The sequence below is a fragment of the Burkholderia sp. AU30280 genome (assembly GCF_020420125.1).
Lineage (GTDB): Bacteria > Pseudomonadota > Gammaproteobacteria > Burkholderiales > Burkholderiaceae > Burkholderia.
On the sequence record NZ_JAIZRY010000002.1, the window covers coordinates 270,432 to 290,812 of the forward strand.

8 protein-coding genes and 1 pseudogene are annotated in these 20,381 nt (G+C 61.0%); all 9 read left to right on the plus strand.

From position 1 onward, the window contains the following. The first annotated feature begins 30 nt into the window (after nt 1–30). On the plus strand, nt 31–1,002 hold the full coding sequence (locus tag LGN17_RS05320; protein ID WP_226195436.1) for a phytanoyl-CoA dioxygenase family protein: 972 nt from the start codon (nt 31–33) through the stop codon (nt 1,000–1,002). 738 nt (nt 1,003–1,740) lie between these two features. Then, nucleotides 1,741–2,632 (plus strand): annotated as a pseudogene (locus tag LGN17_RS05325) (transposase); the annotation flags it as partial. Between the two features lie 278 nt (nt 2,633–2,910). Beyond that, a complete protein-coding gene (locus tag LGN17_RS05330) occupies nt 2,911–4,746 on the plus strand; it encodes an HAD-IIIC family phosphatase (protein ID WP_226195437.1) in 1,836 nt (611 codons plus the stop codon). A gap of 1,108 nt (nt 4,747–5,854) precedes the next feature. Beyond that, on the plus strand, nt 5,855–7,609 hold the full coding sequence (locus tag LGN17_RS05335; protein ID WP_226195438.1) for a hypothetical protein: 1,755 nt from the start codon (nt 5,855–5,857) through the stop codon (nt 7,607–7,609). Between the two features lie 649 nt (nt 7,610–8,258). Next, the gene (locus LGN17_RS05340; protein WP_226195439.1) at nt 8,259–9,464 is read left to right on the plus strand and encodes a capsule biosynthesis protein; all 1,206 of its coding nucleotides are present in this window, start codon (nt 8,259–8,261) and stop codon (nt 9,462–9,464) included. After that, nucleotides 9,457–10,248, plus strand: a complete 792-nt coding sequence (locus LGN17_RS05345) for an SDR family NAD(P)-dependent oxidoreductase (RefSeq protein ID WP_226195440.1) — start codon at nt 9,457–9,459, stop codon at nt 10,246–10,248. Before LGN17_RS05340 ends, LGN17_RS05345 begins: the two co-directional genes overlap by 8 nt. Further along, entirely contained in the window at nt 10,245–11,774 is a 1,530-nt protein-coding gene (locus tag LGN17_RS05350) for an LTA synthase family protein (protein WP_226195441.1), read from the plus strand. Before LGN17_RS05345 ends, LGN17_RS05350 begins: the two co-directional genes overlap by 4 nt. Nucleotides 11,775–11,777: 3 nt before the next feature. Further along, entirely contained in the window at nt 11,778–19,415 is a 7,638-nt protein-coding gene (locus tag LGN17_RS05355) for a type I polyketide synthase (RefSeq protein WP_226195442.1), read from the plus strand. After that, nucleotides 19,412–20,329 carry a UDP-3-O-acyl N-acetylglycosamine deacetylase gene (locus LGN17_RS05360; protein WP_226195443.1) on the plus strand — a complete coding sequence of 306 codons (918 nt, stop codon included), beginning with the start codon at nt 19,412–19,414 and terminating at the stop codon, nt 20,327–20,329. Before LGN17_RS05355 ends, LGN17_RS05360 begins: the two co-directional genes overlap by 4 nt. Nucleotides 20,330–20,381 lie beyond the last annotated feature (52 nt).

The following is a 20,381-nucleotide window of genomic DNA, read 5'->3' on the forward strand; positions in this document are numbered from 1 at the left end:
CGAATTTTCTCGGGATGGCCGGATAAAGTAATGGAAGAAATGGTCATGGATAAAAAAAAGCGCCTGCTGCCGGGTACTCCACTGATTGAGTCACCACTTTTCGATATTGAAGTTGCACGGGCAGAGTTGACGCCTGATGAGCGTGAAATCGCGGCCGCGCTGAACCGTAACGGCTATGTGGTGATCGATTTTCCGGATCCCGAGCTCGATTCGCGAATTACACGCATCCGGGATCATCTAGCGCCGCTGTTCGCCGACACGGGTTCCGGCAATGATGGCGTGTATTATGGCGCGGGGCGTATCCAGGACGCGTGGATCAACGACCCTGATGTCAAGGCGATCGCTACCAACAGCAAAGTGCTGGATTTGCTTGGCCGCTTGTATGGCCGAACTGCCTTTCCATTTCAGACGCTCAATTTCAGGGTCGGCACGCAGCAAAAATTGCATACCGATGCAGTCCATTTTTCATCGATTCCTCAGCGTTTTATGTGCGGCGTATGGGTCGCGCTGGAAGATATCTCGCCGGAAGCAGGGCCACTTCATCTGGTTCCCGGATCGCACAATTGGCCGATGATCGATAATGCAATGGCCGGTCGGCGCGGGTTTGGGACGTCCAGCGAATCGGCGCAATTGCCGTATCAGGAAATCTGGGATGCGATGGTGGAAGCCAAGGGGGCCGAAATCAGGATTTTCGAGGCACGGAAAGGGCAAGCGTTGATATGGTGCGCCAATCTGCTGCACGGCGGGAGCCCGCAAATCAATCCTGCGTTGTCTCGTTGGTCGCAGGTGACGCACTATTTCTTCGATGATTGCGTTTACTATACGCCTGCGTTTTCCGACGAATATCTGGGGCGCCTGCAGCTTCGCGATCTGGTTAGCATCGTCGACGGCACGCGAAAACGTAATTCTTATCTGGGGGATGAGGTCGTAGCTCAGGCTTCGGGTGCACGCGAGTCGCAAACCTTGGCGGGAAGATTGCGCAAATGGGTTCGCTCGTCTTGAGCCTATTCGTATGATTGCGTAGTTGGAAACGTTACTCACAACCCGCGAAAGCCACCGATTTTTGTCGATGGCGCGGATTCCTCAAGTACTCGCACAAGGGTAGCAGATTGCGTTGATGAGACGCCATGCGTTGTGCTGTTGATTCCTAGCACGGGTAGCCTGGATGTTGGATATCAAGCGGGGGTGATTCTGATGTCGGCGCCCGATCGCCGCGTTGCTTTCTGGGCAGCGTATGGTCGGGTGAGCAAACAGGCGACTCTCGCGCCTGCCGACGGATTGTCCGCACGTACTTACCCGACCAACACACTTTCGTTCATGCCGGTGCGCGTGCCCCGCACATTTTTCGGCTCACGTGCTGAAATCCACGCGTCGGGAACACAGTGGCACTCGCTCTTGCGTTACCGCGTAGGTCGGACGCAAGCAAGCACATCCTATATAGTGCCGCCACCCTGTCGCTCCTTCTCTCCGGGCTGGGCAAGCCTACTCACCGTTCCATCCGCGTCCTCATGCGCTTGACCGGCGTGCATCGCCATTGTCGATGTCGAACAATTCGATTTCCATTTGGCCGGGTGCGTTGAAGGGCACGGTGTTTACGTACAAAGGCGAGCGTGAAGAGTTGATTCTGAACGATTCTGACGGTCGTTGCGGGACAAGGCTTTGCGCTCCAAAGGACGTTGCTGCAATCGCCGGAATCAAGCATATTTGCGCGGCAATCCTGCAAATTCCGACGAGGCTTGGATGGGTCCGAAGGCTTCAGTGAGCGAGGGATATTTGTTTCGGTATCCGTCGTTCGAGCAGATTACTCTGAAGCACCCGCCGGGGCGTCTAGCCGATTCGATCGACTGGGACCGATTGAGTGCTGCGATGAAGGGGAACTTCATGTCCAGGAGTGACCGCCCGACCACCTCGCCGCGCCTCATTGTCGAACTGCTGTACTTGCAGCACGCCTTTGATCTGCCAGACGAGGAAGTCGTCTGGCAATGGGTTGTGAATCCATACTGGCAAGTGTTCACGGGCGAGACGAACCTGCAGAACGAGTCGCCGGTCGAACACCGAACGCTGTCGCGCTGGCGCAAGCGTTTGGGAGACGCCGGCGTGGAAGAATTGATTGGCCGCGCCAAGCGGATTCTGTCGCAGCAGCCGAAGGACAAACACAAACTCTATGCAACGGTACACGTCGGAACTCGAGTGCCTGACCAAGGGAAGTGCGCTCAAGCCGTACGAGTTCGGCTTGCAGGTGTCGATCACGACCACACGCAAGGAAGGGCTGATGGCGAGTGTGCGCTCGATGCCGGGAAATCCGTACGATGGGCACACGCTGGAAGGGGCGTTGGAGCGGGCAGCGATCCTGGGCGAAGTGAAGCCGTTGGTAGATCGAGGGTACCGGGGGCATGACGTTTCCGGGAGCGAGGATTTACCACTCGGGTTTGAGGCGCGGGATCAGTCGGACATTGAGAGCGATGATCAAGCGGCGCAGCGTAATCGAGTCAGCAATCGGCCATATGACGGCGTCAGGCAACCTCGGGCGCAACCGGCTCGAGGGCCCCAACTTGGCGATGCGTTGAGCAAGGTGCTGTGTGGCGTGGGCTGCAACGTGCGGATGGTTTTGAGGAAGCTGCCGATTCTTTACGTTCAATTCAGGCTGCCGCCGTGGGCGAAAACCCAGCGCTGGCAGCGTGGGTGTAACGCGGCCCGCGAGCAAAAGGAGTTGTTTAGAACCGACTGCGTACGCCCAACGCAGTTTTGCAGTCGAAGGTGTCGGAATATCCAATTGCAAGGCTCTTGTTATGAACGAGGGATTGCCAGAGGTAGGTTAGAGGAAGGTCGCATGATATGATAATAAGCCGCTTTGTGCATATCGCCATATCTGTGTTTATATAGACACTCGAGTGAAGAGAGCATATTTATATGAAGCAATTTGCTAACGTCGATTTCAAGCATGATGGGACGGCATTTCGCTGTCCAACCGATCTATCGATATCGAGCGGATCCCCTCAGCGGGTTTTGGTTATTGGGCAATGCACTGCGGACCACATCCGCGGTTTTCTGCTGGAGAGCGGCATACATTGTGATTTTGTCCATATACAGTCCTTGATGGACCCACTGTTTCAGCCGCCGCAACCGATCGAAACCTACGATTTGCAAATTGTCTTTCTGCCGATGGATAGGATAATCCCGGATTATACCTATTTCCCTCTTTCGTACGCAGACATTGACGAAGAAGAAAAAAGGTTCGCTAACGCAGAGAAGACGACGCTTGATCTTCTCGACGTTGCCACGCGCTGGTTAAAGAGCCACAAAATTCTTACCTTTATTGGCAATTTTCTTGTGCCTCAGCAGAATCCAGTTGGGAAATTGCTGCCTCGGTATGATTTGCGCAACCCGTGCTACTTCATGGAGAAGATCAATGAGAGTCTCTCTCGCCGAGTTGGCGAAATGGACAACGCATTTGTCATTGACATGGATGGCGTGTCTTCGACGTTTGGGAAGAAATATCTAAATGATGATTCAATTTGGTCCTTGAGTCACGGTGGGTTCATTCAGAATATTGAATACGAGCATTACGAGTCAAATCGGCAGGATAGTCAAAAGCGTTTGGAGGATCTAGGTCCGGTAACCGAGTATTATTCTGTAAGGACAGATGACGGATACCGTGCCTTGCGTGATGAAATCCTGTCGATGTATCGTATCGTTCGTCAGATTGATGCGGTGAAAATCGTGATTATTGATCTCGATGATACTGCGTGGCGTGGGATCGCGGCGGAGGAGGACAATTCTCGTGATTTTATGACGATTGGTTGGCCACTTGGATTTGTCGAGGCGCTCATGTTGCTCAAGCGTCGTGGTATTCTGTTGGCGATCATCAGCAAGAATGAGCACGAGAATGCTGTGGGTACGTGGGAGCGGAACTATGGAAATGTCTTTCCGATCAGTAACTTCGTATCGGTCAAGGCAAACTGGCTTCCGAAGCACGAAAATATGCGTCAGATTCTGCAAGAGACGAACCTGCTCGCGCAGAATGCCGTCTATGTTGACGATAATCCTGCCGAGCGCGACATTATCCAATCGATGTTTCCCGATATCCGTGTTATAGGATCAAATCCTTATTATACTCGCCGTATATTGCTATGGTCGTCAGAAACCCAGGTGCCATTTATTTCCGGAGAATCTTCGTCCCGAACCGAATCGATAAAGAGTGTCATTCAGCGTGAGAGTGATCGATTGTCAATGGATCACGATGAATTTCTTCAGTCTCTAAATATTAAGATTCGGTGTAATGTTGTTGTAGATTCGTCTGATAAATATTTCAAGCGATGCCTTGAATTGATCAATAAAACAAATCAATTCAATACCACCGGAAAACGTTGGACGGTTGAAGAGGTAAATTCTGAAATAAATAATGGTTTGAAGATTTTTGCATTCGACGTTGATGATCGATTTACTCAGTATGGCATCGTTTGTGTGGCCTTTGTTAAAGAAAACTCCGTCCTCCAGTTCGTGATGAGCTGCCGGGTTATTGGCCTCGGCGTGGAGATGGCTGCACTCGGCGTCATCATGAACTCCATGCGAGAGGAGGGGCTGAACTCCGCGCTGGGGATCTCACAGGAAACCGAAAAGAATATTCTGTCTCGCGATTTGTATGCGCGAGCAGGGTTTCAGGCAGCGGACAAAGGCATGTGGAACTGCGACCTGAATGTTGGATTCGCTTTTCCGAAGCACATGCAGCTTGACATGAGCTGCTAATTGTTGCTAATTAGGGGGCGCTCCTTCTGACTCTCTCCGGTTTTCACCTCTCGCCAGAATGAGAGATTCAGTGTTTCATCGGCCGGGCGTAGGCCCGGCCGCATCCCCCAAGGTCAGTTCAGGGACTAAATCAACAAGGCGGTATTCCCTGCCGCAAGCCTCGGCACACACCTTCAACCTGCGCTAAGGCCATGCCCAAGGAAATGCAGTCGACGGTTGGAAAGCCGCTGATCTAGTACGCGGTTGAAGAAGAACTCGCCGCAGGCATCACCGAGATGAAGCAACCTGTCATGCCGATGTGCCAGCCTCAAGCATCTTTCGGTTCGCATATCCACATCTGCGCGTCCAGCAACGCCCAATGGCACTTGCTCGGACTCTGCGGCGTCTAGTAGCTCCGTGCTGGTGTTCTAAGGCAGTAACCCAGAGAGGTCCAAATCCAGTATCTCGCGACCATTGGACGCCAGTTCAGTGGTGTCTTGCGGGCACATGTGGTGGGCCTTGTCACCATGGTCTCGCTCCAACTCCGCCAAGTTTTGACTGGTCAGTTATCCCTCGCTGAGGCCCTCGCTCGCGTGTGCGGTTGTACGTAGCCAAGGTCAGGTGTTCCGCATTTTGTCTTTGCCCCGCGGTCAGCTTTTGGGGGGCAAAGCGTTCGCGCAAAAAAGGAGAACAAACACAATCCACTGAGAGTTCGCTAACGTAGCGCCATGTAATTGAAGGTAATAAAAGGGCGTTCCCTTGATCACCGCAGCGCGGGCGGAGATGTGTATAAGTTGATGAGTTGGGCAGGGTCGACCGTGAAAATCGGCACACTCAACTAGCAATCGAGCCAGCTGAGGTATGTCAAGGGGTGTGGAAAGTGTGTGTCGTTTTGTGGCCAGTTTGCAACAAGCGAGCAGATATTTGCTCCGGGTTATTTCCTATTCGTCAATAAATATCTACTTCCTGTGTCAGTATGTGCGGATTGTAAGGTTTTCTGTATGGGAGGCATAAGCCTGTAGAAAGCCCGGCTCGTCGGACGATCGGGGTGCTACAGCGGCTGAACAGGGACGAGACGCAGCACGTAGCTCGCTGCTCCAGTCGGCGTGATGGTGGTAATCAAGAAATCATGAGCATCAGCGAAATTTTTCAAGTAATCAGGACGGACATCACCGAAGGCGAGCGGGCTCCAGTCTCGGTCCTGCAAAAGCCAAAAATATTGAGCATCGGGGGATGTGTTACCGAAATTCTCGCTGGGAGAATGAATCGGTTGGCAGATGTTACGCATCTGTGGCGCGTAAGTGTGCCTTGCATGATGTCCAAGAAAGTAGATGGGCGTACTTACTTTGAGTCGCATGACAATCAATTGTCAGATCGGATAAATTTTGAGTTGACAAAGCAGGCGCTGCGCAAACTCAAAGCGGGTGGCTATGCGTTTTTGCTTTTTGATCCGACCAGTGATTTTACCAACGATTATTATGAGAAGGACGGTTGCATTATTTCCGATATGGAGTCGGCGATGTTGGCACCAAATTGGAAATGGCCGGATGGATTTATAGAAAATGGATGGATAAAAATTTCACCACGAAGTCATCATTATTTGGAGATTTATTTTCACTATCTTAAAGAATTAATTAAATTGTCAGAGGAGATTGGCGTTCCGCTTGTTGCTATGAAAAGGCGGGCGTGTGCTAACAAGGTAACTCATGACGGGGTCGTGGGGCTAGGGGATTCTGATTCGCCTGAAATAAATTGGTGGGTTGACCTGCTTTGGGCGAAGATTGATGGCCTGTTGGGCAAGTTGAATGTTCTTGATTTGAATGGTCGCTTCTCGATTACGTCTTTTGATGCCCCATACGGTGAGGCAAAATTCCATCCGATCGAAGAATTTTATGACTATGCTTCGTACAAGTTAATGGGGTTGATGCGGTTCAGTGATGATCTCATCTCGGAAGTCACGTTTAATGTGTACCGGGAAAGAGCAAGCCGTCGTTTGGCCATTCGCTCCGAGCGAGACGGGTTGATTAACGAGCGAGACGGGTTGATTAACGAGCGAGACGGGTTGATTAACGAGCGGGACGGGCTGATTCACGAACGAAATGGGCTGACTCAAGAACGAGAGAGTCTAATTAACGAGCGAGATGGATTGGCGCAAGAACGAGAAGGCTTGATTCATGAGCGAGACGGGTTGGTTCGCGAACGAGAGGAGTTGGTTGGCGAGCGCAATGGCCTGATTCAAGCGCGAGATGGATTGGTGCAAGAACGAGAAGGCTTGATTCATGAGCGAAACGGGCTGATCCACGAGCGAGATAGTCTGATTCAAGCACGAGATGGGTTGACTCAAGAGCGAGACGAACTAGTTCATGAACGAGATGAATTGGCTCAAGAGCGGGAGAGTCTGATTTACGAGCGAGACAGGCTGGTTCGCGATAGAGAGGTCCTAATTCAAGAGCGGAATAGCTTAATACAGGACCGAGATGCTCTTCGTTTATCTTTTGATAACCTTGCGGCGGAGCAAGAATTCCTGCGGACTCGCGAGATCGAGAAAGCAAACATCGCAAGCGAGTGCCATAGGCAGGAACTGGCGGTGATCTCGGAAGCTCGAGAAACGGCTCTCGCGGAAAACGCTGCTAACCTCCTGGCGCTAAGAAATTTGGAGGAAGGTTATGGGGATCTGGCGCGTAGACATGAGGAGCTGAGTGCTCAACAGAGCCGTCTCTTTAACGAGTTGCGGTTGGAGGGGGGGCCAATGGCTTTGCGCGACGTGCTTCCGCTTGCAAGGGCATGGCGGCCGATAATCAGGGTAATCGGGAGGGCCAAACGATTCTTCCGTGGATCGATTGAGGGGCAGACAACGGATCGCAGCGGCCTCCATGGTAAGTGAGGCGTCAAACGGAATGCGCGATGCCATTGCTAGCTGGGTCAGATGAAAGCACACGCGCACCTCGTTGGAAGAGGGGGGGCGCAACCGATGAGATGTCTCGGATTTGACGACGAGGCCGCGGCGAACGGTCGGCGCGTGAAGCTATCCCCGCTCAGCTTCAATGGATAACCTTGTGACGTATTGGATTGTGTTTCCGCGTGTATGAGTTGTGCTGGCGGGGTGCGCTTCGGCGCGCCGTGGTCTGCCGACTTTTGGCCTGGATCGATGAAACATGGCCGACGACGTCTTGAGGCACGCTGGATTCGCCAGAACGTGAGGGGCGCAGGTGCGCGGCCCCCGGACGCGTGAGATGGTGAAACGGGATGACAGTACGATTGGCGTAGATGCCGCCCCGGCGTCGAGCGGACTCATCTGCAAGAATGTGACGCACATACGAATTCGTTTTTGACGGGGGAGAGATGTCGTTTTTTTGACGACGACAGAGATTTCTCGTTTGTAATGCAATGCGGTATCCTCCACACCTCCGGCGGTCACTGTCGCCTCATTCAGCCACAGAGTCTGGCGCGAAAGGTTGCGTTCATTACATATATCTTTCTGTCGCATTACGTAAATATTTCGTGCTTCTTCTGGCTTCCATTCAATAACCTAGATGCCGCGCTCGTTTCTCGTGCTGCAAGGCACTGCCTCGCTTTTTTTCTATCGACTCTCGCGTGCGCTACGGAGCAGGGGATTTGCCGTCTACCGCGTTAATTTTTGCGGTGGCGACATGCTGTATGGTGGAGTCGGGACTGTTTTAAATTATAGCGGCGGGCTCGAGCGTTTGCCGCAATGGTATGACGATATCGTGCGGCAAGAAGGAATCACCGACGTCATCATGTTCGGTGACTGCCGCGACATCCATCGCGAGATGCTGGCAGTCTCGGCGACGCACGGCCTGCGAGTCCACGTGTTCGAGGAAGGCTACGTTCGACCGCACTGGATCACGCTTGAGCGTCACGGTGTCAATGGGCGCTCATTGCTGCCGCGTGACCCTGCATGGTATCTGCAGCAGCGCAGCGTGACGCCGCCCGCCAAGCAATGGCAAGCCACCGGCTACAACCTGTACGAGCGTGCCTTCCACGACATCACGTATCGTTTTGCGAACACGGTATGCTGGCCCCGGTTTCCGAGGTATCGCAGCCACCGGCCAAAAAACGGCTTCTTCGAATATTCGGGGCTTGCCGTTCGGATGCTTCTGCAGCGTAAACATCGACGCGAAGCAGAGACTGTTACGCGCGAATTGCTCGATAGCGGCCGGACTTACTACCTGTTTCCTTTGCAATTGAATTCGGATGCACAAATCGTCGTGCATTCGTCTTTCGATGGAATTCGCGCGGCGATCCGCCACGTCGTGGAATCATTCGCGCGACATGCGCCGCAAGATGCGTTGCTGGTGATCAAAAATCACCCCCTGGATACAGGGCTGATCGAGTATCGCAATTTTTCGCTTAAAATTGCGCGTGCCGCAGGGATGGAGAATCGGATTCGTTTCATCGATGCCGGCCATCTTCCGACATTGCTCGAACACGCTCGCGGAGTTGTGGTTATCAACAGCACGGTCGGTTTGTCTGCGCTGCATCACAAGCGGCCGCTGGTTGCGCTCGGCTCCGCCATCTACAACTTCAGCGGCCTGACCTGGCAGGGCGATCTCGATGATTTTTGGCTCGGAGGCGTGCCGCCAGATATGGATCTCTATCACGCGTTCCTCGACTATGTGATGCATCACACACAGATCAACGGCGATTTCTACACCCGGACTGGCATCTCGATGGCGATTGCAGGTGCGGTTGCTCGACTAGAGCATGCGGATGACTAATCCGTCGGTTCGGCACGTTGTCGTCACCGGTGCAAGCGCGGGCATTGGCCGGGCGCTTGCGCTCGCATACGCACAGCCCGATACCGTGCTCGGCATCGTCGGCCGGAACGAAGCGCAGCTCGAATCCACCGCAGCAGTGTGCAGGGCGCGCGGCGCAAAGGTGATCGTCGGCATCGTCGACGTGCGGGAGCCCGATCCGGTTCGCTCGTGGCTGCATCGTTTCGACGACCAGTATCCGATCGATCTGCTCATCGCCAACGCAGGTGTGGCAAGCACGCTGTCCTCTGCATCCGACTGGGAGGATCTCGACCGTATCACCACCGTCGTCGATACGAATTTCTACGGTGCGATGCACACGGTCCTCCCGGTTGTAGAGCGTATGCGCGCCCGGAAGCATGGCCGCATCGCCGCGGTCAGTTCCCTGGCCGCCCTTCGCGGCATGGCCATCTCGCCCGCGTATTGCGCGAGTAAATCGGCGATCAAGGCTTACGCCGATTCCGTCCGCCCACTGTTGAAGCGCGACGGTATCGGTGTCTCGGTCATTCTCCCCGGCTTCGTCAAGACGTCGATGAGCGACGCTTTCCCCGGCGACAAGCCGTTCATGTGGACTGCCGATCAGGCCGCCGTATACATTCGCAAGAAGCTCGATGCGGGGCGCGTGGAAATCGCATTCCCGGGCCTTCTTGCGTTCGGTATGCGGATCCTGACCGTGCTTCCCATCAATTTGGCAGATGCGATCCTCGACAAGCTTTCGTATCTGCCTGGCAAGGAAGACGTAAATTGACGGGCGCAATCTGGCTCGCGTTCGCCATTGCGGCCGGCGTGTCGTTTCTGCCGGACCAGATCGCAGTGCCGCGTGCCTCATTGCGGCGTCGCGTAGATGCACTGCTTTTGCACGTGCTTTCCGTCGTGTTCCTTGCGTCGCTGATATTGCTTGTTACCGCACGTCCGATCTTCTCGTCGTCCGTCGCGGTCGCGCTGATCGGGCTCGTTGCCGTCGTCAGCAATGCCAAGTACGAATCCCTGCGCGAGCCGTTCGTTTTTACCGATCTCAGTCTCTTCAGCCAATTGTTCTCGCATCCACGGCTCTATCTGCCGTTCCTGAGCGTCGGCAAGGTTGTAGCAATCGGAGCAGGGATCGTACTAGTCATCGTCGGCTATCTCGCCGAAGCGCCCGTTACCCCGCGTCCCGTGCTCGTGCTGGTGGCCGTTGTTGCCTTCACATTCTTACTGGCGCGATACATTGCAGTTCATCTGCCATTGGCGCTTGACGCCAAGGAAGATCAGCGCCGTCACGGTTTTTTCGCGGTCTTCATCGCATACTTGCTGAACGGCATGCGTCCGGCGACGTTCGAAGCATTTCGACGCGTGGTCGAAACAGGGCCTTTCGTCACCGGTACGTCGGCGCAGCGCCCCAACGTCATCATGATCCAGAGCGAATCGCTGTTCGACGTGCGACGTATTTCACCGGCGATTGCGCCTACCGTGCTCTCCCATTTTGATAGGGCAAGACGCGAAGCGGTTTGTTTCGGCGAGCTATCGGTACCGGCTTGGGGCGCAAACACGATGCGCACGGAATTCTCGATGCTGACCGGCCTGCCGTTCGAGCGCCTCGGCTACGCACGCTTTTATCCGTATGCGTTCGTGCGCCGTGCGTGCGCGTCGATCGCAAGCTGGTTCGGCCGTGGCGGTTACGACACGCTGGCGATACATCCTTACTACGCCGACTTCTTCGGTCGCAATCGGATCTTTCCGTTGCTCGGATTCAACACATTTCTCGACATCGAATACTTTGCCGATGCGCCGCGTGCCGGCCCGTATGTCTCCGATGCAGCAGTGCTGGATGCAGTGATCGCCGCGCTGGAAAGCGAGTGCGAGAAGCCGCGCTTCATCTTCGCGATGACGATGGAAAATCACGGCCCCCTGCATCTTGAGCAAGTTTTGCCCGGCGAATCGTCTTCGAGGCATACTCTTGGCGAAGACGCCTCCTGGCGCGACCTGACTGCATACCTGCGGCATATTGAAAATGCAGACGCAATGATCGGGCGCTTGATCGATTATTTGCGCACCAGTCGTCGTGAAACAGTCGTTTGCTTTTACGGCGACCACGTTCCCGCATTGCCTCATGTTTTCGAGAAGCTGGGCGTCATTCCGCAACACAGCGACTACTTCATTTGGCGGAATTACGGCGCAAATGCTCCCGAATGCCGGAATCTGGCAGCCGAGGAACTCGGTTCGGTACTTTTGCGTGTGGTACAAGATCACGGAAATCGCACGGAAGAGCCGTGCGCATCCGAGAAAGCGACATAAAAGATGAACAGTAAGATTGCAATAATTGGGATAGCGTGTCGGTTTCCCGGGGGCGCAAACAACCCTGGCGACTTCTGGCAACTGCTCCGCGACGAACGCGACGCAGTCACCGAAATCCCCGCCGACCGTTTCGGCACCGACTTCTACCAGCACCCGTCCAAACGCGAACCGGGCAAGAGCTACACGTTCTCGGCCGGCGTGCTCGACAACGTCGCCGGCTTCGACGCCGCCTTCTTCGGCATTTCGCCGCGCGAAGCGGCCCAGATGGACCCCCAGCAGCGCCTGCTGCTCGAACTCGCATGGGAAGCCTTCGAGGACGCCGGCGTGCGCCCGGCCGACATGCGAGGCAGCAACTGCGGCGTCTACGTCGGCGTCGCCAGCACCGACTACGGTAACCGCAACATGGACGATCTGAACGTGATCGATCCGTATTCGGCGACCGGCAACACCTTGAGCATCGCGTCGAACCGTGTGTCCTACCTGTTCGATCTGCGCGGCCCGAGCATGTCCGTCGACACGGCCTGCTCGTCGTCGCTCGTCGCGCTCCACCAGGCCGTCAAGGCGTTGCAGTCCGGCGAAGCCGACGTGGCGCTCGCCGGCGGCGTCAACCTGCTGCTGCACCCGTTCGGCTTCGTCAGTTTCTCCAAGGCGTCGATGCTGTCGCCGCGTGGCCGTTGCCGCGCGTTCGACGCGACCGGCGACGGTTACGTCCGCTCCGAAGGCGGCGCATTCGTGCTGCTCAAGCCGCTCGATCGCGCGCTCGCCGACGGCGACACGATCCATGCGGTGATCGCCGGCTCCGGCGTGAACTCGGTCGGCCATTCGCCGGGCGGCATCAGCGTGCCGGGCGCGGCCGCGCAAGCATCGCTGCTGCGCAGCGTATACGCGCGCGCGGGCATCGACCCGCAGTCGCTTGCTTATCTCGAAGCGCACGGCACGGGCACCGCGGTCGGCGATCCGATCGAGGCGCGTGCGCTGATCGACGTCGTGTCGGGCGAGCGCCCGGCGGATCGTCCGCTGCTCGTCGGTTCGGTCAAGACCAACATCGGCCATCTCGAGACGGCATCCGGCATGGCCGGGCTGCTGAAGGCCGTGCTGTGCCTGAAGCATCGCGCGGTACCGCGCTCGCTGCACTTCGTTACGCCCAATCCCGGGATCGATTTCGACGGCGGGCGTCTGCGCGTCGTCGATCGCTACATGCCGCTCGACGCGGGCGACGCGCCGCTGACGGTCGGCGTCAACTCGTTCGGCTTCGGTGGAACGAACGCACACGTCGTGCTGACGGAGGCGCCGGGTGCAAACGAGGCGTCGACGGCCGCGCCCGAACCGACACACGCGCAACTGTCTCCGCTCGTCCTGACCGCGCGCAGCGCGAACGCGCTCGGCGCGCTCGCGGGCCGCTATCTGGCGATGCTCGATAACGGCGGCGACTGGCAGGCGCTTGCCGCCGCGGCCGCACGTCGCCGCCAATGGCTCGAGCATCGCGCGATCGTCTCGCCGGCCGAGGTGGCCGAAGGGCGCGCTGCGCTCGCGGCGCTGGCCCAGCCGGCGTCGGAAGGGCTGCCGGCGTGCGTGGCGACCGGCCAGGCTCCGGGCGACGCGGTGCGCACCGCGCTCGTCTTCTCGGGCAACGGTTGCCAGTGGGTCGGGATGGGCAACGAACTCTATGCGGAGAACGCCGTCTTTCGCGCGGCGCTCGACGAAGTCGACGCGCTGTGGTGCACCGACGGCAGCCCGTCGCTCGTCGACGTGATGCGCGGTGGCCCGAGCGCGGAATGGCTGGCCGGTGCGGGCGCGGAATGGCTGGCCGCGACGGAGAACGCGCAGCCGCTGCTGTTCGCGATCCAGGTCGGCATGATCCGCGTGATCGACGCGCGCGGGATGCGTTACGACGCGGCAATCGGCCATAGCGTCGGCGAGATTGCCGCGGCGTGGGTGACCGGCGCGCTGTCGCTCGCCGACGCGGTGCGCGTGATCAAGATCCGCAGCCGCGCGCAGGCGATGACGCGCGGCAGCGGCCGGATGGCGGCCGTCGGCATCGGCGATGCAGCGGCGCGCGAACTGATCGCGCGCCACGGGCTGGCGCGGCGCGTCGAGGTCGCGGGCATCAACAGCCCCGATGCGGTGACGCTCGCGGGCGAGCTGCAGGGCTTGCAGGCGCTGGAAGCCGCACTGCGCGGCAGCGGCAAGTTCTTCCAGATGCTGGATCTCGACTACGCGTTCCACAGCAGCCACATGGACCGCATCGAACCGGTCGTGCTGGCCGAACTGGCGAGCCTGCGGCCGCAGCCGGGCAACGGCACGTTCGTGTCGACCGTGACCGGCGGCGCGCTGGCCGGCACCGAACTCGATGCCCGCTACTGGTGGCGCAACATTCGCGAGCCGGTGCGCTTCGGCGACGGTATCGCGCATCTGATCGAGCAGGGTGTCCGGCTGTTCGTCGAGGTCTCGCCGCATTCGATCCTGCGCACGTACGTGAAGCAGGCATTCGCGGCGGCCGGCGCGACCGGCGTGGTGCTGCCGACGCTCAAACGCGATCACGGCAGCGCGGCAATGCTGCGGCAAGCGATTCTCGCGGCGATTGCGCACGGCGCGAGCGTCGATCCCGACCGCTTCGCGCCGGGCCAATCGCGCACTGCATTGCCGTCCTATCCGTGGCAGCGCGAGCGCTTCTGGCTGACGCCGACCGTCGAAGGCTACGGTCTCGTCAATCGCCGTCGCGAGCATCCGCTGCTCGGCTATCGCCTGCACGAGCACGCATTCGCGTGGGAAAACCAGCTCGATCCGGCGAAGCTGCCGATGCTGGCCGATCACGTCGTCGACGGCGGCGTGGCGTTCCCGGGGGCCGGGTACGTGGAAATGGCGCTCGCCGCGGCACGCACCTTCTTCGATACGCCGGATGCGGCGCTCGAAAACGTCGAGATCCGCACGCCGGTGGTATTCCAGCCGCAGCAGGCGAAGCTGTTCCGGCTCGTGATCGAGTCGCGCACGGCGACCTTCACGATCGAGACGCGCGACCGGATGTCCGGCGGTGCCTGGACGCTGAACGTGACGGGGCGGATGCTGGAAAGCGGCAACGCGCTCGGCGATGCGAGCGTCGTGCCGTCCGGCGCGCTCGATCGTCTGCTCGCGCTGCCTGCAGCCGACGGCGACACGCTGTACGCAAACACGGCAGCGATCGGCCTCAGCTACGGACCGGCGTTCCGCTGGGTCCGCACCGTGCGGATTGCCGCGGACGACGGCGCGGCGCTGGCCGACATCGCCGCGCCGGCCGCATGCGGCGACGCGCGGGCATTGTCCGCCTATCTGCTGCATCCGGCGCTGATGGACAGCGGGTTTCATCCGCTGTTCGCACTGCTTGCGGCGCATGCGCGCGAAGGCGAGCATCCCGCTTACGTGCCGGTGCAGATCGGTCGGGTCGACTATCTGCGCGGCGACACGGTCGAGCGGGTGCTCGTGCGGATCGACCGGCACAGCCCGCATTCGATCGTTGCGCATTTCGAATTCCTCGACGCGCGCGGTGCGATCGTCGCGCGGCTCGGTGCATGCCGGTTCCGCCGCGTCGATCTCGTCGGCCGTCGGCAGAACCTGCCCGCGCGCTTCGTCTACCGCCTTGAAGAAGTGCCGCTGCCGGGCGACGTCGACGCGGCCGGTTTGCCGGCCCCCGATGCGCTGCTCGCGCAGGCCGTCGCGCGGCTCGAAACGACCGGGCGCGACGGCCGCCGGACGCAGCATCTGAGCGAAATCCTGCCGCTGCTCGATGTGCTGGCGAGCCTCTACGCGCTCCGCGCGTTCGATGCGCTCGGCGCATTCGCCGGCACGTGGCAGCCGGCGGCCGGGCGTGCGGCGTTGGCCACGCGTCTCGCCGACATGCTGGTCGAGGATGGGCTCGCGCATCGTGATGGCGCGCTGCTCGTGCGCGACGACGCGGCGTGCGCGGCGTTGCCGCCGCTCGACGAGCTGTGGCGCGGGCTGCTGGCCGAATCGCCGGGGCACGTGGCCGAGCTGACGCTGCTCGCGCATTGCGGCGCGGCATTGCCGGACGTACTGAACGGCGCGAAGGACGGCACCCGTCTGCTGTCGCCGACCGGGCACAGCCTGGTCGAGCAACTCCTGGCCGCATCGCCGACGTGGCAGCACGTACATGCGTTGCTGACCGCAAGCGTCGAGCAGGCGGTCGACGGATGGCAGTCGGCACGCCGGTTGCGCGTGCTCGAACTGGGCGCGACGGACGGCGACGTGCTGCAGACGCTCGGCATGCATCTCGCGACCGCGCACTGCGATCACACGATCGCCGCGCCAGCCGGCCAACTGGCCGGGTTCGACGCGGATGCGGAAGCGGCGGTGCGCACGGTTGCGCTGCAGTCGGGCGAGCGGCTGTCGCTGGCGGCCGACGAAGCCGGCCCGTACGACCTGATCGTCGCGAACCGCGCGTTGAGCGGCCGTCACGACGTGGCCGATGCGTTGAATGCGATGCGGTCATGGCTGGCGCCGGGCGGGTTGCTGCTGCTGGCCGAGTCGCGGCGCGGCCGTTTCTCCGACATCGTATTCGGCGCGCAGGCTGCGTCGACGGAAGCCGACGCGCCGGTGCCGCTGGCGCCGGCGGATCTCGATGCGGCGCTCGCACGCGCGGGCTACGTCGATGTCGTGCGGCACGTCGAGCAATCGCTCGATCTGGACGGCACGCCGACGTTCGTCATCGCGCGCAACCCCGCAAGCGCCGTGGTTGCGCAACGCGGCGACGATCCGAGCGATCTCGATACGCTGGCACGCAGCGAGCAATGGCTCGTGGTGCACGCACCGGATGCCGCCGGCAGTTTCGGCGGGCGGCTGGCCGATGCGCTGGCGCGCGCGGGCTATCCGGCCGATATCGTCGATACCACGCACGCGGCCGATGCGATTGCGTCGTTGCCGGCCGGGCAGCCGGCGCATGTCGTGTTCTGCGCGCCGGAGACGCCGCTCGCGGAATCGGCGACGGGGGATGGCTTGATGGCCGCGCAGCGTAACGGCGTGATCGCCCTTGCGGCACTCGTTCGCACGCTCGGTGCGCAGCCGAACGCGGCTACGCGGCTGACCGTCGTCACGCGTGGCGGCGCGCCATTCGCAGGGGCCGCGAATGCGCATCCGGAACAGGCCACGCTGTGGGGCCTCGGTCGCGTGCTGGCGAACGAGCATCCCGAACTCGCGTGCCGCCTGATCGACATCGACGTCGATCAGGCGGCGGACCGGATCCCCGACGCGCTGATTCGCGAGCTGACCGGCGCAGCGCTCGAGGAAGAAGTCGTCCTGGGTGCGCACGGGCGGCAGGTGCCGCGCATGCTGACCGCCGCGCAGGCCGCGGCCCGCAACGATGGCGCGATCGCGCGTGCGGCCGTGCTCGCGTTCGATGCGCCGGGCTCGTTGCGCAATCTCGAATGGTTTGCGTTGCCGGAAAGCCCGCTGGGTGACGACGAGGTGGAGATCGAGCCCGTTGCCACCGGCCTCAATTTCCGCGACGTGATGTATGCGATGGGGCTGTTGTCCGATGAGGCGGTCGAGACCGGCTTCGCGGGCGCGACGATCGGCATGGAACTGTCCGGCCGCGTCGTCCGGGTCGGCAAGGCCGTGACGGAATTCGCGCCGGGCGATGCGATGCTCGGCTTCGCGCCGGCTTCGTTCGCGACGCGCGTCAGGACGCGTGCGCAGGCGATCGCACGGAAACCCGAGCGGCTGTCGTTCGAGGAAGCGGCGACCGTGCCGACCACGTTCTTCACCGCGTACTACGCACTGGTCGAACTCGCGCGCCTGCGTCGCGGCGAGCGTGTGCTCGTGCACGGCGGCGCGGGTGGCGTCGGGATCGCCGCGATCCAGCTCGCGCGCCACTTCGGCGCGGAAGTGTTCGCGACGGCCGGCAGCGACGAGAAGCGCGAGTTCGTGCGCCTGCTCGGCGCGGACCACGTGCTCGATTCGCGCAGTCTCGCGTTCGCGGACGAGATTCGCGCGCTGACGGGCGGCCAGGGCGTCGACATCGTGCTGAATTCGCTCGCCGGTGAAGCGATGGTGCGCAGCATCGATACGCTGCGGCCGTTCGGTCGTTTCCTCGAGCTCGGCAAACGCGACTTCTACGAAAACAGCCATATCGGGCTGCGGCCGTTCCGCAACAACATCAGCTATTTCGGTATCGACGCCGACCAGTTGATGGGGGCGCTGCCCGAGCTGACCGCGCGCCTGTTCGGCGAAGTGATGGCGCTGTTCGCGGCCGGCGTGCTGCATCCGCTCCCGTACCGCGCGTTTCCAGCCGAACGGGCGGAAGATGCGTTCCGCTACATGCAGCAGGCGCGCCAGATCGGCAAGGTGCTCGTGACCTATCCGTCCGGCACGCCGGCGCCGACGCGCGGCGTCACGCGCGCGGGCTCGCTCGCGCTCGATCCGCATGGCACGTACCTGGTGGTCGGCGGCACGGGCGGGCTCGGTTTCGCGAGCGCGCGCTGGATGGTCGAGCGCGGCGCACGCCGGCTGACGCTGGCGAGCCGTTCCGGCGAGCTCGCTGCAGCCGCACGCGAGGAAGTCGAGCGCTGGCGCAAGACGCTCGGCGTCACGGTCGACGTCGTGTCGTGCGATGTGACCGACGCAGCGGCGGTCGATGCGATGATCGACGCGATCGGCCGGCGCGGCAGCCCGCTCAAGGGCGTGCTGCATTCGGCGATGTCGATCGACGACGGCCTCGTGCGCAATCTCGACGATGCGCGCATGGCCGCGGTGCTCGCACCGAAGGTGGCCGGCGCGTGGAACCTGCATCGCGCGACGCGCGCGTTGCCGCTCGACCTGTTCGTGGTCTATTCGTCGGCGACGACCTATCTCGGCAATCCGGGGCAGTCGAACTACGTCGCGGCCAACAGCTTCCTCGAGGCGCTCGTCGAACATCGTCGCGCGGCGGGCTTGCCGGGCACGTTCATGGCCTGGGGGCCGCTCGAGGACGTCGGCTTCCTCGCGCGCCACGCGGATACGCGCGAGGCGTTGCAGTCGCGGATCGGTGGTGCATCGATCACGTCCGACGAGGCGATGGTCGCGCTCGAGCGCGCGCTGGTGGCAGGCGCGGCGGGCGAAGCGGTGGTCCGGCTCGACTGGCATGCCGTGGCACGCGGGATGCCTGCCGCGAAGGCGCGCCGGTATTCGCTGCTGCAATCGCACGCGAAGGGCGGCGATGCGCGCGACGGCGGCACGCAGCTGCGGGAAGAAGTGCTGGCGTTGCCGCGCGACGAAGCGATCGCGCTGGTTGCCAGGACGCTGCAGGCACAGATCGCGCGGATCCTGCACATGACGCCCGATCGCATCGCGCTCGACAAGTCGGTGCTCGACATGGGCATGGATTCGCTGATGGGGATGGAACTCGGCCTCGCGGTCGAGGAAGCATTCGAGGTCAAGCTGTCGGTGATGGCGATTGCCGAGGGCGCGTCGGTGACGACGCTGGCCGGACGTATCGTCGATTCGATCGGCGCGTCTGCCGATGCCGACGCGGGCTCGGCGAGCGATGCGGCACAAGAGGCGGTCGCGGCACTCGCCGCGAAGCATGCGATCGAAGGTGAAGCGCGCGCGATGCTCGACAGCCGGCCGGCGCCCGTTGCGGGTCATGCGTCGCCGACGCTGGAGGTCACTCGATGAGCGCGCCGACCGGCTGGGCGACCCGTCAGGGCACGCTGGCGCGTCCGCTGGCGATCGACGGTCACGGGCTGCACACGGGGCGCCGGGTGGGCGTGCGGATCCTGCCCGCGCGTCCGGAAGAGGGCGTGACGGGCATTGTGTTCCGTCGCGTCGCGCAGGGGCGCACGCTCGCGACGCTGCCGGTCGATCCCGCGCTGCGCCGCGCGCAACCGCTGTGCACGATGCTGCGCAATGCCGACGGCGTCGGCGTTCGCACGATCGAGCATCTGCTCGCGTCGCTGCTCGCGTGCGAGATCGATCACGCGGTCGTCGAGATCGATGCCGAGGAAGTGCCGATTCTCGATGGCAGCGCCGCGCCTTGGGTGGATGCCATCCGCGCGTGCGGCCGGGTCGCGCTCGATGCGCCGAAACGCTTCATCCGCGTGCTGCGGCCCGTCGTCGTCACGGACGGCGAGGGGGGCCAGCGGCGCGAAATGCGGATCGAACCGGCGTCGCGTTACGAGCTGAGCGTGCGCAACGACCTGCGCGGTTTCGGCGACATGCACTGGGACGGCGCGCTGACGCCGGCCGCATTTGCGACCGAGATCGCGCCGTCGCGCTCGTACGGGCGCGTGAAGTGGGCGGTGCCGGCGATCGTCGCCGGCTATCTGCGCGGGGTGCCGATCCTGCGCGGCGCGCGGCCGTCGTGCACCGCGTCGATCGTCGGCAATCGCGTGCTGGGCGGGATGCGGCTGCCGGAGGAGTTCGTCCGGCACCGCGTACTCGACCTGATCGGCGATCTCGCGCTGGCCGGTGCGCCGCTGCTGGCGCGCGTGAGCGCGTTGCGGCCGAGCCACGAGATGAATTTCCGGCTGGTGGACGCGCTGCTGGCCGAACCCGATGCGTGGCAGTGGGCCGAGTTTCCCGGCGCGTGACACCACGCTTTTTCATGACGCGCGGCGTAACATAGCGCCTTTTCGAGATAAA

Bases quoted from the DNA above. Each gene is read 5' to 3' on its own strand.
- LGN17_RS05320 (WP_226195436.1), top strand. From the start codon at position 31: ATGGAAGAAATGGTCATGGATAAAAAAAAGCGCCTGCTGCCGGGTACT.
- LGN17_RS05330 (WP_226195437.1), top strand. From the start codon at position 2,911: ATGAAGCAATTTGCTAACGTCGATTTCAAGCATGATGGGACGGCATTT.
- LGN17_RS05335 (WP_226195438.1), top strand. From the start codon at position 5,855: ATGAGCATCAGCGAAATTTTTCAAGTAATCAGGACGGACATCACCGAA.
- LGN17_RS05340 (WP_226195439.1), top strand. From the start codon at position 8,259: ATGCCGCGCTCGTTTCTCGTGCTGCAAGGCACTGCCTCGCTTTTTTTC.
- LGN17_RS05345 (WP_226195440.1), top strand. From the start codon at position 9,457: ATGACTAATCCGTCGGTTCGGCACGTTGTCGTCACCGGTGCAAGCGCG.
- LGN17_RS05355 (WP_226195442.1), top strand. From the start codon at position 11,778: ATGAACAGTAAGATTGCAATAATTGGGATAGCGTGTCGGTTTCCCGGG.
- LGN17_RS05360 (WP_226195443.1), top strand. From the start codon at position 19,412: ATGAGCGCGCCGACCGGCTGGGCGACCCGTCAGGGCACGCTGGCGCGT.